The organism is Actinomyces wuliandei (genome assembly GCF_004010955.1).
Taxonomy (GTDB): domain Bacteria; phylum Actinomycetota; class Actinomycetes; order Actinomycetales; family Actinomycetaceae; genus Actinomyces; species Actinomyces wuliandei.
Window position 1 is genome coordinate 2,587,542 of record NZ_CP025227.1, and the last position, 16,569, is coordinate 2,604,110.

Genomic DNA, 16,569 nt, shown 5'->3' on the forward strand with positions numbered 1-16,569 from the left:
GTGCCGTCAGCGGAGGTGAGGCTGGTAGCGGAGGCGGTGGAGGCAGTAGCCGGAGGTGGTCAACACGCACAGGAGGAAGGATCCCACAGACCGCGCTCACGCAGGAGGGCCAGCACCCGGTCCCCGACCGGGTTGAGACCCGGCCCCACCGCCAGGGCGTGGGCCACCAGGGCGTGGAGGCACTTGACGCGCACAGGCATCCCACCTGCGGAGACGCCCTCGATCTCCTCCACCTGTCCCAGCTCACGGCGACGCGCCAGGTAGTCCTCGTGGGCGCGGGTGTAGGCCGCGGCCAGCGCCGCGTCCCGCCCCAGCTCGTCATTGAGCTCCTCCATGAGGTGCTCGGCCTCCAGGGTGGAGCACCCCCGCACCGCCGCCGGGTGGGTGAGGTAGTAGGTGGTGGGGAAGGGTGTCCCGTCCTCCAGGCGGGGAAGGGTACGCACCACTGTGGGACGCCCGCACACGCAACGCGCCGCGACGCCAGCCACCCCCCGGGGCACCCGCCCCAGCTGGTCCGCCAGCACCTCCAGGTCGGCCTGGCCCACCACAGAGGAGACCGCCTGTGCCTGTCCCCTCACCCGTCCTGCTCCTCACCGTGCTCCTCGTCCGGCTCCTCACCCTGGCCAGCCGCGCGGGCAGAGTCCTGGAGGGTCGTGTACCAGGGTGAGTCCTGGTCCTCCTGGTCCCCACCGACCTCCCCCCGGGCGCCGTCCTCGAACTGCTCCGCCCCGACGACCACGTAGGAGGTCTCCCCCGGCATGACGTAGCCCAGGCGCTCACGGACCTGCGCCCGCACGTAGTCCTCGTCCTCCCACAGCTCGAGCTCCTCCTCCAGGGCGGTGGAGGTGGCCCGGGCCTCCTCGATCTGGTCCACGACGGCGTCGTACTGGGCCTGCTGGGAGAGGTAGGCCCGCAAGGAGGTGAACACGACGGCGAAGGCGATGAGGCAGACCAGGACCAGGGTGACCACCCGTGGCGGCACTCCCCGCTCAGCCGCTGCCGCGCCGACTACCGCGCCGTCGTCGTAGTGTCCCCGCGCCGCCTCCACGGGGGACGACGCGGCGTGCTCCGAGGCGCTCGTCCCGGGACGATCTCCCGAGCCGCGGCGGCCCCGGGAGCGGGTAGGCACAGGTCGTCTGGGCACCATGGCAGGCATGGTGCCTCAGCACGACCCTGGTCACGAGGACCCGCCGTGCTGCGTCGCTCACCCGCCAGGCGTCCCAGGGAGGCCGCATCCCTGGGAGACCCGCGCCCCAGGAGGCGTTGCGGGTCGTCGCGGGCTGCACCGACTCCTCGTGAACGTACCGAATCCTCATAGTGGACCGGCACGCCAGTCCTCACTATGAGGATTCGGTACATTCTGTGGAGGGGCCAGGATCAGGCCTGGAAGCGCGGGAAGGCGCCGGCACCCGCGTAGACGGCGGCGTCGCCCAGGGCCTCCTCAATACGCAGGAGCTGGTTGTACTTGTTGATGCGCTCGCCACGGGCAGGGGCGCCGGTCTTGATCTGGCCGGAGTTGGTGGCCACGGCCAGGTCGGCGATGGTGACGTCCTCGGTCTCGCCGGAGCGGTGGGAGGTCATGGAGCGGAACCCGGCACGGTGGGCCATCTCCACGGCCTCCAGGGTCTCGGTCAGCGAGCCGATCTGGTTGACTTTGACCAGGAGGGCGTTGGCCGCACCCATGCTGATGCCCTTGGCCAGGCGCTCGGGGTTGGTGACGAAGAAGTCGTCCCCGACAAGCTGGACACGGTCACCGATCTTGTCGGTCAGCGCCTTCCAGTCCTCCCACTCGTCCTCGCTGAGCGGGTCCTCGATGGACACGATCGGGAAGTCCGCCACCAGCTTCTCGTAGTAGTCCACCATGAAGGCGTTGTCACGGGCCTCGCCCTCGAAGCGGTAGGTCCTGGTCCTCTCGTCGAAGAACTCCGTGGAGGCCACGTCCATGGCCAGCGCCACGTCGGCACCCGGCTTGTAGCCAGCCTTGGTGATAGCCTCGACGATCAGCTCCAGGGCCTCGCGGTTGGAGTCCAGGTTGGGGGCGAAGCCGCCCTCGTCACCCAGGCCGGTGGACAGGCCACGGTCCTTCACCACGGCCTTGAGGGCGTGGTAGACCTCGGCGCCCATGCGCAGGGCCTCGCGGAAGGTGGAGGCACCGATGGGGGCGATCATGAACTCCTGGATGTCCACGTTGGAGTCCGCGTGGGAGCCGCCGTTGAGGATGTTCATCATGGGCACGGGCAGTACGTGGGCGCCCGGGCCGCCCACGTACTGGAAGAGGTCCAGCCCGGCGGCCTCCGCGGAGGCCTGGGCAGCGGCCAGGGAGACGCCCAGGATGGCGTTGGCACCCAGCTTGCCCTTGTTGGGGGTGCCGTCCAGCTCGATCATGAGGTGGTCGAGGCCGCGCTGGTCGGCCGCGTCGAAGCCGATGATCTCCGGGGCGATGATCTCGTTGACGTTGGCGACAGCCTTCTCGACCCCCTTGCCCAGGTAACGGCCCTTGTCGCCGTCACGCAGCTCGACGGCCTCGAAGGCACCGGTGGAGGCGCCGGAGGGGACGGCGGCGCGCGCGGAGGAGCCGTCCTCCAGGAGGATCTCGACCTCAAGGGTGGGGTTCCCGCGGGAGTCGAGGATCTCGCGGGCGTGAACGTTCTCGATGAGGGCCACTTGCAGCTCCTTGTTCGTCCTAGTTGGTTCGACCTGGTCAGTTCGACCGGGTCTGGCCTGGCGAGGCCTGGTTGCTGGTCTTGATCCCCCTCGGCCCCGGCCGGCGCTCACGAGCACCCGCCCAGTCCGGTGGCGACCAGGGTGCGGCCCTAGCCTAGCGGTAGCGCGTGCGACATATACCGGCATTGGTCCCCCGGTCATGACGGGGTTCACGCCAGGCGCGAAACCAGGGGCAGACCGCCAGTGAGAGCTCCTCTGGAGGACGGGCGCCGCCACGCTCCCGCACGACCTCATCACGGCCCCGCCGCAGTCTCACCCGCAACCTCACCACGGCCCCGCCAGGGCGCGGCCGCCCCCTGGCGCTACGGGCTGGTGTCCGAGCGGATGACACGGTCCAGGAGCGGGCCGATAACCCCCAGCGCCCCCGGCTGGGTCATCTCCCGGTGGGTGCAGTCGACGTCCACCACCTGCAGCCCCCCGGTGACGTAGGGGTCCCACTCACCCGGATCGTGCTCAGGACCGATCCCGCCACGGGCTGCCCGGAGGAAGAGCGCCCGCCCCCGGTAGGCCCGGTGCTGGTACTCCCGCAGGATACGGGTGGTGTTGCGGTAGGTGGTCACCAGCGCCTCCAGGACGCTGCGCTCCAGCCCGGCCATCGGCGAGGAGCGCTCCTCCAGCGCCCTGACCACGGCGGCAAGGTCCTCCTCGTGTCCGGCCAGGACGTCGTCATCGATCCCGGCCATGGCCAGGACCGCAGACAGGGCGTCAGCCAGCGGCGGCTCCACGGCCCCGGTCGCCGCCTCCGAGAGGTAGGCGTCCATGAGGGCGAGCACCCCCACCTGGTGCCCTGCCTCCTGCAGGAGCACAGCCATGACGTGGGCGACCATCCCGCCCAGGGACCAGCCCACCAGGTGGTAGGGGCCGCTGGGCTGGACCTGGAGGACCTGGGTGACGTAGTCGCGGGCCATCTCCTCCAGGGAGGCGGGCTGCGAGCCCGGCTCCAGGACCCCACGGGCTTGCAGGCCCCACACCGGCAGCCCGTCCAGGTGGCGGGGCAGACCGGCGTAGCACCAGGACAGGCCGCCAGCCGGGTGGACGCAGAAGAGTCCTCCCAGGCCCGTACCGGGACCCTGCCCGTTCCCAGGCCTGCGGTCGTCCGGCGGGCGCAGGGGCAGCAGCACGCCCAGGCCGGTGTCGCCGGGACGCTCCGGGTCCTGCTCGTCCAGGTGGGCGGCCAGCAGGGCGGGAGTCGGGTGGGTCATGACCGTACCGACCCGCAGGGGGCGCCCGGTGGCCTTCCTGAGTGCGGCTACCAGCGAGACTGCCAGCATCGAGTGCCCGCCCAGGTCGAAGAAGGAGTCCTCGGCGCTGCACTCCTCGATACCCAGCACCCGGGCGACGTGCTCGCACACGAGCCTCTCGGTGCTGGTGGCCGGCGCCCGCCCCTGCGAGCGGGGCAGCTGCGGGACGGGCAGGGCCGCGTCGTCGCGCTTGCCGTTGACGGTCAGGGCTAGACGGTCCAGGACCACCACCGCCGCCGGGGCCATCTGGCCGGGCAGGCGGCGTGCGACCTGGCGGCGCAGCAGCGCCGGGTCCGCGGTCGCCGGGTCAGGTCCCGTCAGGTAGAGGACAAGACGCTCGTCGCCCTGCCGCACCTGGACCACCCGGGCGTAGGCCAGGCGGACGCCCTCGACCTCGCGCGCCCGGGCCTCGACCTCCCCCAGCTCGACCCGGAAGCCCCGCAGCTGGACCTGCCTGTCAGCACGCCCCCTGAACTCCAGGTCGCCCTGCCTGGTGCGCACGGCCAGGTCGCCGGAGCGGTACATCCGGCCCTGTCCGGCCCGGCCCGAGGCGCCTGGCCCCGCCGCCTCCGCCGGGGCTGCCCGTGTACCAGCACCCCCGGCCGCGCCAGGCAGGCCGCCTGTGCCCGCGTCCGGCCCGGCCCCCTCCAGGACAGCCCGCGCGAAGGGGTCCGGCAGGAACCGCTCAGCACTCAGCCCAGGCTGGTTGACGTACCCCGAGGCGACCCCGGCGCCACCGACGTGGATCTCCCCGACCACGCCCGCAGGTACCGGGTGGCCGCCCTCGTCCAGGAGGTAGACGGCCAGGTCCTCCAGGGGACGTCCGACCGGGCTGACCCCAGAGGTGTCCTCGTCAACTTCGAGGTAGGTCACGTGCACGGTGGTCTCAGTGATCCCGTACATGTTGACCACCCGTGGCGATCCTGGCGGGTGCCGCCGGAACCAGCGCCGTACCACGTCCAGGTCCATCGCCTCACCTCCCAGGACCACCACGCGCAGGCCCGGACCGGGCTGGCTGACCTGGCCGGGCTGCGCCTCCTGCGCCACAGCCTCGTCGCGCTGCGCGTCGGCCGCAGCCAGCTGGGCGAAGGCGGAGGGGGTCTGGCTGAGGACCGTGACCTCCTCGGCCTCCAGCAGGGCCAGCATCTCCTCGGGGCTGCGGCTGACCTCGTAGGGGACCACCACCAGCCTGCCTCCGGTCAGGAGGCACCCCAGGACCTCCCACACGGAGAAGTCGAAGGCGTAGGAGTGGAAGAACGTCCACACGTCTGCCGTACCAAGGCCCAGCCGGTGCTCGGTGGTGCGCAGCAGCCTCAGGACGTTGTCCTGGGTGACCTCGACCCCCTTGGGGCGGCCGGTGGACCCGGAGGTGAAGATGACGTAGGCGGGGTCATCGGCGCAGGCCGCAGACGACGGCGGTGGCGCAACCTCTCCGGGAGACCTCCTGAGGAGAGGAGCCTGTCCCGGCGGACCGCCTCCGGCTCCCTCCAGGTCACGGGTGGACAGCACCACCGTCTGCGGTCCCAGGGCGCTGCGCAGCCCCGGCGGCAGGGGAGACCCCTCCACGCCGACGGGAAGGTCGTCGGGAAGGTCATCGGGCAGGTCAGGCAGGTCGTGGACCAGGACCACGGGCTGGCAGTCCTCCAGGGCGGCGGCCAGCCGGGCCTCGGGGTACTGCGGGTCGAGGGGGACGTAGGCGGCCCCGGTGCGCAGCACCGCGACCATCACCTCGACCTGGACCCCTCTGCGTCCCAGCAGGAGCGCCACCCGGCGTCCCGGTCCCGCCCCGGCCTCACGCAGGACGTCCCTGGCCCGCGCCGACACCCGCTCCAGGGCGGCGTAGGTGAGACGCTGCGCACCGGGCGCACCAGGTGCGCCGGCGCCAGGTACACCGAGCTCGTCAGGCACCGTCAGCGCCTCGCGCCCGGCCCACTCCTCCATGGCGGCCTCCAGCGCCTGCCCCAGGCTGGCCCGGCGCAGCGCGGGACTGGTGACCTCGGGCAGAGCAACCCTGGCCCCCAGCATCCTGGCTGCCTCCTGGAGGGCCTGCTCCCGGGCCTTCTCCTCCAGCGCCCGGTCCCACAGCCGCGAGCGCGGGTCCTCCAGCACCTGGTCCAGCAGCCGGAGGAACCAGCGGGTCATGGCCTGCGCCGTGGCCGGGTCGACGACGGCGGTGGCGTACTCCAGGCGCACGGAGATGCCCTCACCCATGGAGGAGGCGCTGCGTTCCGACCCGCAGGAGCCGGAGTCTCCCGGCAGGCTGGTGGGGACAGGCAGGCTGGATGCGGTAGGAGGGTCGGCAGCACAGCCCGCCCCACGGCGGGCGCGCCCGGCGGCCTCGGAGAAGCTGACCTCCCAGGTCAGGTCGAACTTGGAGGTGCCGGTCCCCTCCACTCCCACGCTGACCTGAGGCGCTCCCGCACCCGCGTCGAAGGAGAGGCCTCCGGTGTCCTGGGCCACGAGCATGACCTGGAACAGGGGGTGGCGGCTGGAGTCACGCCGGGGGTTGACGGCGCCGACCACCGCGTCGAAGGGCACCTCGGCGTGCTCGAGCACGGCCAGGGTGTCCTCACGGACCCGTGCCAGGAGCTCGGTGAAGGAGGGGTTGCCCTCCGTGCTGGTCCGGGTCACCACGGTGTTGGCGAGGAACCCGACCTCCTGCTCGCGCCGGGCGTCGGTACGGCCCGAGGAGATCGTCCCTATGGGGATGTCGTAGCCTGCGCCGCACCGGGTCAGCAGGCCCGCGAGCACACTGTGGAGGACCATGAACGGGCTGGCCTGGTGGGCTCGGGCCAGGTCCTCCACGGCGGCTGAGCGCTCGGCCCCCAGGGACACCCGAACCTGCCCGCCCCGGTGGTCGCGCTGACGGGGGCGAGGCCGGTCCAGGGGCAGCGGGACCTCCTCGGGCAGGCCTCGCAGCCTCTCGACCCACCAGGACAGGGCCTCAGGCGCGGGGGCAGGTAGCGGGGCCGGCGGTACGGCGACCGGGAGCAGGGGCGACGGCGTGGGCGGCGGGACGCGCGGGAAGGAGACCGAGGCAGGCGGCGAGGGGGCGGGCCGCGGGCCAGGCACCACGGCCCGCCCCGTTCCGTCCTGTCCCGGATCCGGGGGGTCCTGGCGACCCAGGTCCCGGGCACGGGCTCGGTAGGCGGCAGCGAGAGTGTCCACCACAGGCCTGAGCGACCAGCCGTCAGCGGCGACGTGGTGGATGACCAGCACCAGGCGCTGCCGGTCGGCGTCCTGGGCGAGGTAGGCGCGCACCGGAGGCTGCGCGGTGACGTCGATGCTGGTGTCGAGGCTGCCGACCAGGTCGGGGTCGTGGGGGTCGCGGTCCACCACGACCAGCCTGACGGCCTCACGTACCGCCGCCTCCTGCCAGGTGGCAACAGTGGGGAGGCCGTCCTCGCCAACCGGGTAGGAGGTCCGCAGCGCCGGGTAGGTCAGCACGGTGTCCACGACTGCTGCCTCCAGCGCCCGGGTGTCCAGGTGCCCGGCGACGTCGAGCACGAGCGGGATGGCGTAGACAGGGGACGGCCCCTGCTCCTGCTCCAGGAACCACAGGCGACGCTGGGCCGCGGTCATCAGGGGCCAGCCCTCTCCCACGGGGGACGCCGGGACCGGGGGTACCGCGTCCTCTGGGCTCCCCGCGCCGCCACCGGGCTGCCCTCCCGCTACCGGCACGGTAGCGCAGGCCGGGCGGGGACCTGTCCCGCCCAGGAGACGAGCCACCCGCTCCACGCTGGCGTCCCGGAAGAGGTCCCTCAGGTGCAGGCCCTGGTACCCCGCCTGGGTGAGTCGGCCCAGCACACGGGCTGCTGTCAGGGAGTGGCCTCCCATGGCGAACAGGTCGGTGTGGCTACGCAGGGTGTGGGCAGGCACGTCCAGGACCTCGGCGTAGACAGAGGCAACCACCTGCTGGTCGGGGTCCATCTGCTCCCAGGACAGACCTGCGCCGACCTCACGCCCGGGGGCGGGCAGACGGCTGCGGTCCACCTTGCCCCGCTCCGTCAGCGGCAGGGCCTCCAGGCGCACCAGGGTGGTGGGGACGAAGGAGGGAGGCAGGAGGTCGCGCAGGCGGTCGAGCACCCCGGCAGTGTCCAGCGGCGCCTGCTCCTGCGTGGGCACGACGTAGCCCACCAGCCTGGCGCCGTCACCGTCGTCGCGCACCGTGACCACGGCCTGGCGGATCCCCGGCTGGGTGACCAGGGCTGCCTCGACCTCTGCAGCCTCGATGCGCACGCCGCGCAGCGACAGCTGGGAGTCGGCACGCCCCATGAAGGTGAGCGCGCCGTCGGGCTCCCGCCGCACCAGGTCGCCGGTGCGGTAGCACCGCGAGCCGTCGGCGGCGGTCACGAACCGTGAGCGTGTCAGGTCGTCGTCCTTGAGGTAGCCACGGGCCACCGAGCTGCCGCACAGGTAGAGCTCACCGGCCACCCCCGGCGGCAGGGCACGGCCCAGGTGGTCCAGCACCCGGGCCTCCTGCCCGGGCAGGCTGCGGCCGATGCTCGGCTCCGGGTGGTCGGCCACCCAGGCGACGGTGGCCTCCACCGTGTTCTCAGTGGGGCCGTAGCCGTTGGCGGCGAAGACACCGCGACGCGTCTCCTGGCGCAGCCGCTCCCACAGCGGGACGGAGCAGGTGTCACCACCGATGAACAGACTGGTCACCGCGTGACCCCGGCTCCCACGGTCCCCGCCGACGGGCAGCCCGACCTCCAGCAGCTCCTCCAGGACAGCCGGGGAGAGGTCTATGACATCGACGGCGTGGTCCTGGAGGAACCGGACATGGGCGACAGGGTCGCCGAGCTGCTCCTCGGTAGGCACGTGCAGGCGGTGCCCGTGGAGGAAGGCGACCAGGGGGCTGAGGGCGGAGTCGAAGGCCGGGGAGTACTCGTGGCTGTAGCTCAGCACCACGCCCTCCTGCGCGCTCCCTGCGCCTGCCGTGCTCCCCGGCTGTCCTTCCCGCCCCACCTGCCCCGCCCCTCCGGTCCTGCCCGCCGCGACCAGCTCCCTGTCCACGTAGAGCAGGTCGAAGGCCCTGGCGTAGCTGGCCAGGTTGCGGTGCTCAACCACGACTCCCTTGGGGCGTCCGGTCGAGCCGGAGGTGAACAGGATGTAGGCGGCGTCCTCGCCCCTGACCGGGCGGTCGAGCTCGCCGGGCGCCACCGGCCCCGCTGGCAGGGCCTCCATCCGGGCACGGACGCTGTCGGCGTCGAGAACCAGGGTCTGTGGTGCCCGCGCCCCCGTCCCCCCTGCCTGGCTGAGCGCCTGCCGCAGAGCCGGTCCCTGCCCCAGGGCGGAGGTGGTCACCACCACGGCAGGCTCCACGTCCTCGACGACCTGGCTGAGCCGCCGTGCAGGCCACTGGGGGTCACAGGGGACGAAGGCGGCCCCGGCCTCCAGGACCGCCGGGGGCGCCAGCACCATCCAGCTGCTCCGGGGCAGGTAGAGCAGGACCCTGTCCCCGGCTCCCACGCCGAGCTCCCTGAGCAGACGGGTCAGGCGGTGGGCGCAGGAGGCCGTCTCCTCGTAGCTGAGGAGGCGGTCAGGGGCGCAGAGGTGCTCCTGGCTGGAACCGGGTGGCCGGGGTCGGCTGCTGGTGGCCAGGCGGGCACGGTCCAGCGCGCCCACCGCCCACACCGGGTCGGTCGCGCCCCGCGCCTGCCCCGAGTCAGGCAGGCCGACCACCTCCTCCAGCTCGGGGGGCAGCGCCTGCAGGCCAAGGGCGTGAGGGGAGCCCGTCGGGTAGGGCTCCTCCGGGCTGAGGAGCAGGTCGCGCAGGCACTCGTCCGCGTCACCGGTCCTCTCGGCCTCGGGCACCTCAGGCGTGCCTGTGCCGTGGGCTGCCCGGCTGAGTCGGCTCACAAGCGTCTCCAGGACCCGGGCGTACCCGGCAAGGGCCGACTCGCTCAGGGAGCCTGCCGGGGCTGCCAGGCCCATGGGGCCGTCCGGCTGGCCGGGCCGGACGTCGAGGACCAGCCCGTCGGCCGGCCCCTCCCACACCGCCTCGCTACGTCCCCGTGCCCTGCCGTAGCGTCGAGCCCCGCCGAAGGGGACGATGTTGAGGGCGACGTCGCAGAGCGCCTCGGACACCCCCAGCCCCCGGTCGGCACGGATGTCCTCGTGCCGGTAGCGCTGGTGCTCCCGGCAGCGCTGCCAGGCCTGCGAGACCTGGGTGAGCAGCTGGCCCACGCTCTGGTCCGGGTCCAGGCTGACGCGCACAGGCAGGACGTTCTGGGTGTGGCACGGGGTCCGCAGGAGCGTCTGGCTGGACCGGTTCATGACGTGGACACCGACGACCGCCTCGTCACGCCGGTGGACCACCCCAGCCAGGACGGCCAGGGCCGCGACAAGTACCGCAGGGTCGGCACCTGCGGACGTGCTGGGCGCCTCCACCGGGTGGTGGGTCGCCCTGGAGGGGTCCCCGCCCGGGGCCATGGAGACAGCCGGGGCACCGGGGGCCTGCCCCTGCCAGAAGGCGCGGTCCTCCCTGGCCTGAGGGCTACGGGCGTAGGCAGCCTGCTGCGCGACGGCCTCCAGGTAGGCTCCTACCGCCTCAGGGTCGGCGCCCGCAGGGCTGCCGGTGCTCCTGCCGGCCTCGGTGCCGGGGTCCGTGCCGACAGCGGCGCCACCGCGGGCCGGGGCGGCAGGGGGCCGGGTACCCCGGGAGGAGAGCCGGGCCGAGTACTCACGGGCCAGCGCACGCCCTACCAGGGCGAACCCGTAGCCGTCCAGCGCCAGGTGGTGGACCCGCAGGAACCACTGGGCACTGTCCTGGCCGGTGAGGAGCAGGCAGGCGCGGGACACCACCCCCCGCTCCAGGTCGATCGGCTCCCCCAGGTGCTGGAGCACCCACTGCCGGGCCGCCTCCTGCCCTCCCCGGGGATCCTGCCTGAGGTCGACAAGCCCGGCGCTCGCAGGAACGGCGTCGAGCACGACACGTGGCAGGCCCTCCCCTGCGGTGGGTGCCTGCCGCTCATCCGCCTCCCCGACGGCACCCACCGGGACCGTCAGGTCGGGGGCGACGCCGTCCGGGCTTCGGTGACCTGGGCTGCCCGTACCCGGACGCCCCTTGACGACCAGGCGTGTGCGCAGGGCCGGGACGTCGTGGAGGACCCTGTCCGCCGCCGCCAGCCACGCCCCGGTGTCAAGGGGACCCTGGATCCTGGTCACCTCTGCTACCCCGTAGACGCTCTCGTCGGCCAGGACCTGCTGGGACAGCCAGATGCCCTGCTGCGCAGGTGTGAGGGCCGTGCTCACGACGTCTCCTGCGGGGCCGCCATGGTGAACCCGTGGGTGGTCTCCAGGAGGTCCGCCAGGTCGGCCACGGTGCGGCACTGGACCATGTCGGTGAAGTCCACCTCGACCTCCAGCGTGCTCCAGGCCTCGGTGAGCATCATCAGGCGCACGGAGTCCACGCCGATCGACGGCAGCTCGCTGTCAGGCGTGATGCTGTCAGCCGGGGTGGAGGTGGTCTCCTCCAGCTGTGCCGCCAGCTCCCCCAGGGAGGTGGGGTAGGGCTGAGCCGCCCAGGCGTCCCGGTCCTGCTGGTCAGGCTGCTGACTGGGCTGGCCGGAGCCCTCCCGCTCTCCCAGGACCTGACGCATCCGGGCGAGGTCCGTGACCACGCCGCAGGAACGCGACACCAGCTCCAGGGCCATACGGTGCTCCTCAGCGCTGAAGTCCGCCACCGCGTCAGCAAGCAGGAAGGGCCTGACGTCCAGGACGAAGGCCCGCAGCGCCGTGGCGAGGCAGCCGATGTGGGCGTAGACGCCGGTGATGACCAGCTGGTCGCGTCCCAGGGAGCCCATCAGCTCGTGGAGGCCGGTCCCCTCAAAGGCGTCGTAGCGCCTCTTGGTCAGCACGGTGTCACGAGGCCCGGGGGCCACGTCGGCCACGATCGCGGCGCGCTCGTCGTCTGCGACGCCCTGACCCCACAGGTCGTGGAGCAGGCCCCGCTCCCGGCGGCCCTGGTGGGCAGGCTGGGCGGTGTAGACCACCGGCACCCCCCGAGGACGGGCCAGCCTGACCATCTCCGCCACGCCTCGCAGCAGCCCGGGCAGCGGCTCCTCCCCCGGCACGTAGGCCGACAGGAAGTGCTCCTGCATGTCGTGGACCAGGAGCACGGCCCGGTCGGGGTCGAGCTCCCAGGGAGCACGTGAGGGCGGCAGGGGCTGTATCGGGGCCTGGTATCGAATTGCCTGGGGAATCATCTCTCGCTCCTGGGCTGACAGGGTCTGTCGGGGCTGGGACGGGGCGGGCGAGCAGGTTCCTGCCTCCTGGGTCCCCCGGGACCTCCTGGGATCTCTCAGGACCTCCCGGGCACCTGCCCGCCGCCCTCGCCGCGGCTACCCGGAGTAGGACTCGGTAAGGGCGTCGAGCATCTCCTGGGCGGAGTAGTAGTCCAGCCGGAAGGTAGTGGAGGGCATGTAGGAGACCTTGTCGTCGCGCACGGGGGCAGCAGTGGTGTAGGCCTCGTTGCTGTCCATCGTGTCCCTGGTCGCCTGGTCGGCGGCCACGACGACCCAGTTCTCACCGACAAGCCCCTTCTGGACGTTCTCCCCGGAGAGCTCGATGATGTCGCCCCGCTCGCCCATGGACTCCTCGCCCTGGACGTCGTCGGGGACGGCGGCCATGGTGAAGCCCAGCTCGGTGAGCAGCTGGACCTGGGGGGACTCCTCGGTCAGGACCATGGCGTCCCCGGAGTCGTCACCGGCGACGATGAAGGCCGAGGTGTCGCCCTCGGGCACGGTGACCGACTCCTTGGCCTGTGCCACCTTGCTGTCGAAGTCGGAGACAACCTCCTCGGCCTGCTCCTCCTGACCCGTGGCCTCGCCCAGCAGGGTGGTGACGTCCTGCCAGGAGCGTGTGCCGTAGTCCACGACCAGGACCGGGGCGACGTCACGGAGCTGGTCGATGATGTCCATGGCGGAGTCACCCCCCGTCTTGGCCACGACAATGAGGTCCGGGGAGTACTGGGCAACGCTCTCCGCCTCGGGAGCGCTGTTCTCGTAGGCGACCTCGACCCCCTGCTCCTGGGCGACGTCAGACCACTGGAGGAAGAACCCGCTGGAGTCGCTCAGGCCCTCCTGGTCGGGCGCCGTGGCCCCGGAGGCCACGACCGGGGCGCCCACCGCCAGCAGGGAGCCGGTAAGGGTGACGGAGGTGGAGACGATGGTCTCGGGCTGGGCGTCCAGGGTGAGCTCGGCGTCGGTGTCGTCATCGGTCTGGACGGTGCGCGGCCAGCCGCCGTCCGCGCTGGCCGAGGCCACGGCCTGGTCGGTGCCTGCGGAGCCGCTGGCGTCGTCGGAGCCGCCTAAGCCGCTGCCGCAGGCTGTGAGGCCCACGGCGAGCAGCACGGCCACCAGGAGGGCCGCAACGACGGGCAGGAGCAGGTCCAGTCCCCGTCTCGGACGGCGCGCCGCTGGTGAGCTCGCTGGAGAAGAGGTGCTCATGTTTCCTTCCTTTCTTCTTCCCGCCGCCGCGCGGCGGCGGGAGGTCTGAGTCAGGCCGCGCGGCTGTCCTCGCCACGCGCGGCCGAGGGCGTACGGGCGGGGTCGGCCTCCCCCAGGTCGCGGGGGACCACCATGGGCATCCCCGCCACCGGGTCCGCCACCACGACGGCGTCCAGACCGAACACATCCCGCACCATCTGCTCGGTCACGATGTCGCCGGGGCTGCCCGTGGCGTGCACCTGGCCGTCGCGCATGACGATCATGTGCGAGGCGCAGCGGGCAGCGTGGTTGAGGTCATGGAGCACCGCGACGACGGTGCGCCCCTGCTCCTCGTTGAGCGCACGGCACAGCCGCAGGATCTCGACCTGGTGGGCAAGGTCGAGGAAGGTGGTGGGCTCGTCCAGGAGGACCGTCTCGGTGTCCTGGGCGAGCACGAGGGCGAGCCAGACCCTCTGACGCTGCCCGCCGGAGAGCTGGTCGACGGGCCGCAGCGCCAGGTCTTGGACACCGGTGAGGGTCATGGCCCGATCCACCGCGTCACGGTCAGCCTGCGACCACTGCCGGAACATCCCCTGGTGGGGGAAGCGTCCCCGGGCCACCAGGTCGTGCACGCTCATCCGGTCCGGCACCAGCGTGGACTGCGGCAGCAGCCCCACCTTCCTGGCCACGGTCCTGGTGTCCAGACGGTAGATGTCCTCGCCGTCAAGCAGCACGGCTCCGTGGGAGGGCCGGTGCAGGCGCGCCAGGCAGCGCAGCAGCGTGGACTTCCCGCAGGCGTTGGGACCCACGACGGCGGTGAAGCCGCCGACGGGGACCTCCACGTCCAGGTCGGTGGAGACCGTGTGCCCGTCGTAGGCGATGGTCACCTCCCGTGCACCGAGCCGGGTACTCAGCCGGGTCGTCATCTGTGGTCTCCTGTCTGTCCTACGTAGTTCCGTATGGTTCTGCGCGGCTCCACGTGGTCCCGCGCGGAACACGTGCGCCCCCCTGCTGTCCTGTCCCTGCCCGTCCGCTCCCTGCCCGTCAGCGCGGCAGGCCAGGTAGAAGTACTCATCCCCGCCGCCTCCTGGCGGCCGCCACCAGGACGCACATGAGGTAGGTGCCTCCGACCGCCCCCGTGGTCACTCCCACCGGCATCGAGGCCAGCAGCCTCTGGCTGACGACGTCAGAGCCCAGGAGCAGGAGCGCCCCCACCGCGCCCGTGACGTAGACCGGGGGGACCTCCGCGCGGGCCGTGAGACGAGCCAGGTGGGGCGAGACCAGGGCGACGAAGCCGACGGGGCCCACCGCCATGGTGACCAGGGCGACGAGCGCCGTCCCCAGGAGCACGAGCCTGGTGCGCAGGCGGCCCACCCGCGTCCCCAGCGCCGCAGCCAGGTCGTCGCCCAGCGGCAGCATCCGCGCCTGACGGGCCAGGGGGGCCAGGAGGGCCAGCACGGTCAGGACACCGAGGAAGGTCGGAACCACTACCGGCCACGTGGCTGCCGACAGCGTCCCGGTGGAGCTCCTCAGCGCCCCGAAGGCAGTGTCCTGGTCCACCCGCAGCAGCAGCCAGCGGTTGACCGAGGACAGCATCGAGCTGATGGCGATACCGGCCAGGACCAGCCGCATGCCAGCGAACCCTCCCCGTACGGAGAGCAGGAAGACCACCGTGCCCACGCCCAGCCCGCCCAGGAGGGAGGCCAGGGACACCGACAGCACCGACAGCGCCGTGCCGGGCAGGACCAAGACGCTGACCAGGATCCCGGTCTGCGCCCCCGTGGAGAAGCCGATGAGGTCGGGGGAGCCCAGGGGGTTCCTGGTCACGACCTGGAACAGCTGCCCGGCCACGCCCAGGGCCGCCCCCGCGACCACGCCCAGGGCGATCCGCGGCAGGCGCCACTGCAGCACGACGACCCGGTCCCCCCGGGAGCCTCCTCCGGTCAGGACCTCGCCTATCTGGGAGTAGTCCAGGGGGATGGCTCCTGTCCTCAGGGCCAGGACCGCAGTGGCCAGGCACAGGAGCGTCAGGACCGCACCTACCAGCAGGTGGCGGGGGGTCAGCAGCAGCGAGCACCCCGCCCGCCCGAGGCGTGGCAGCCTCAGCCACCAGTACCCTGCCACAGGGCGCCCGGACTCCTGGTAGGTCGCGCTCACAGCCGGGCGTCCTTGAGGCGCAGGACCATGACGAGCAGAACCGGCGAGCCGACGAAGGCTGTCAGGAGCCCCACCTGGATCTCGCCGGGACGGCTGATGACCCGCCCCACGACGTCGGCGGCCAGCACCAGGGAGGGGCCCATCAGGGCACTGAGGACGATGATCCACCCCCGGTGAGGCCCCATGAGCCAGGAGGCGGCCAGTGGCACGATAAGGCCCACGAAGCTGACAGGACCCGCAGCCGCCGTGGCCGCGCCGCACAGCAGCGTCAGGGATACCAGGCTGAGCGCACGCACCAGCGCCACCCTGGTTCCCAGGACTGCCGCGACGTCGTCGCCCAGGGACAGGTTGGTCAGTCCCCGGGAGCACGACAGGGCGATGAGCGTCCCGACGGCCACGACTGCGGCCAGGCCCCCCAGGGGGACGTCGGTGCGCAGCAGCGCGCCCGCGTCCCAGTAGCGGAAGCTGGCGAAGGTGCGAGGGCTGGACAGCAGGAGGGCCTGGATCGCGGCCGAGGCGGCGGCGGAGAAGGCGACCCCTACCAGGAGCAGGCGCACGGGCGAGGTCGCCGGGCCGCCGAGGGAGGCCACCAGGTAGACGACGACCGTGGCCGTCAGGGAGCCCGTGGCTGCCAGCCCGAGCTGCTCGGGCGCCGACGTCGCGCCCGTGAGCCAGGAGCCCAGGACCACGGCCAGCGAGGCCCCCGAGGTCACTCCCAGGAGCCCGGGCTCCGCCAGCGGGTTGCGGGTCACCGCCTGCATGAGCGCGCCGGCCACAGCCAGGGCCGTCCCCACCAGGAGCCCCAGGACGGTGCGCCGGGGACGCAGTGTGTTGACGATGACGGAGTCGTAGACGGAGGAGTCAGGATGAGTGAGGTGCTCCCAGGTCTCACCCAGTGTGAGGGCGGAGGAGCCCACGCTCACCGAGGCGAGCGCGCACACGACGACAAGAACCAGGGCGGCAAGGACCACCGCCAGCCGGAACGGCACGGACCGCGCCTGCCGAGGCCGCTGACC

Annotated in this window: 9 protein-coding genes; all 9 read right to left on the reverse strand. The window is 72.5% G+C overall.

Annotation, left to right across the window (positions count from 1 at the left end; translation table 11 throughout):
- Nucleotides 1-59 precede the first annotated feature (59 nt).
- Nucleotides 60-578 (reverse strand): DUF501 domain-containing protein, encoded by a 519-nt coding sequence (locus CWS50_RS10800; protein ID WP_243118306.1) that lies wholly within the window; start codon nucleotides 576-578, stop codon nucleotides 60-62.
- Nucleotides 575-1,147 carry an FtsB family cell division protein gene (locus tag CWS50_RS10805; RefSeq protein ID WP_243118307.1) on the reverse strand — a complete coding sequence of 191 codons (573 nt, stop codon included), beginning with the start codon at nucleotides 1,145-1,147 and terminating at the stop codon, nucleotides 575-577. The genes CWS50_RS10800 and CWS50_RS10805 overlap by 4 nt, the downstream gene beginning before the upstream one ends.
- Nucleotides 1,148-1,377: 230 nt before the next feature.
- Nucleotides 1,378-2,664 (reverse strand): phosphopyruvate hydratase, encoded by a 1,287-nt coding sequence (gene eno, locus CWS50_RS10810; protein ID WP_127842793.1) that lies wholly within the window; start codon nucleotides 2,662-2,664, stop codon nucleotides 1,378-1,380.
- Between the two features lie 362 nt (nucleotides 2,665-3,026).
- Nucleotides 3,027-11,222, reverse strand: a complete 8,196-nt coding sequence (locus CWS50_RS10815) for an amino acid adenylation domain-containing protein (protein WP_127842794.1) — start codon at nucleotides 11,220-11,222, stop codon at nucleotides 3,027-3,029.
- Nucleotides 11,219-12,175, reverse strand: coding sequence for an isochorismatase family protein (locus CWS50_RS10820; RefSeq protein WP_127842795.1), 957 nt, complete (start codon nucleotides 12,173-12,175; stop codon nucleotides 11,219-11,221). Before CWS50_RS10820 ends, CWS50_RS10815 begins: the two co-directional genes overlap by 4 nt.
- A 135-nt stretch (nucleotides 12,176-12,310) precedes the next feature.
- Entirely contained in the window at nucleotides 12,311-13,417 is a 1,107-nt protein-coding gene (fepB, locus tag CWS50_RS10825; protein WP_127842796.1) for a Fe2+-enterobactin ABC transporter substrate-binding protein, read from the reverse strand.
- A gap of 50 nt (nucleotides 13,418-13,467) precedes the next feature.
- Nucleotides 13,468-14,322, reverse strand: coding sequence for an ABC transporter ATP-binding protein (locus tag CWS50_RS10830; protein ID WP_127842797.1), 855 nt, complete (start codon nucleotides 14,320-14,322; stop codon nucleotides 13,468-13,470).
- 145 nt (nucleotides 14,323-14,467) lie between these two features.
- Nucleotides 14,468-15,553 carry a FecCD family ABC transporter permease gene (locus CWS50_RS10835; protein ID WP_206610412.1) on the reverse strand — a complete coding sequence of 362 codons (1,086 nt, stop codon included), beginning with the start codon at nucleotides 15,551-15,553 and terminating at the stop codon, nucleotides 14,468-14,470.
- A complete protein-coding gene (locus CWS50_RS10840) occupies nucleotides 15,550-16,542 on the reverse strand; it encodes a FecCD family ABC transporter permease (RefSeq protein ID WP_164860133.1) in 993 nt (330 codons plus the stop codon). Before CWS50_RS10840 ends, CWS50_RS10835 begins: the two co-directional genes overlap by 4 nt.
- Nucleotides 16,543-16,569: the final 27 nt, after the last annotated feature.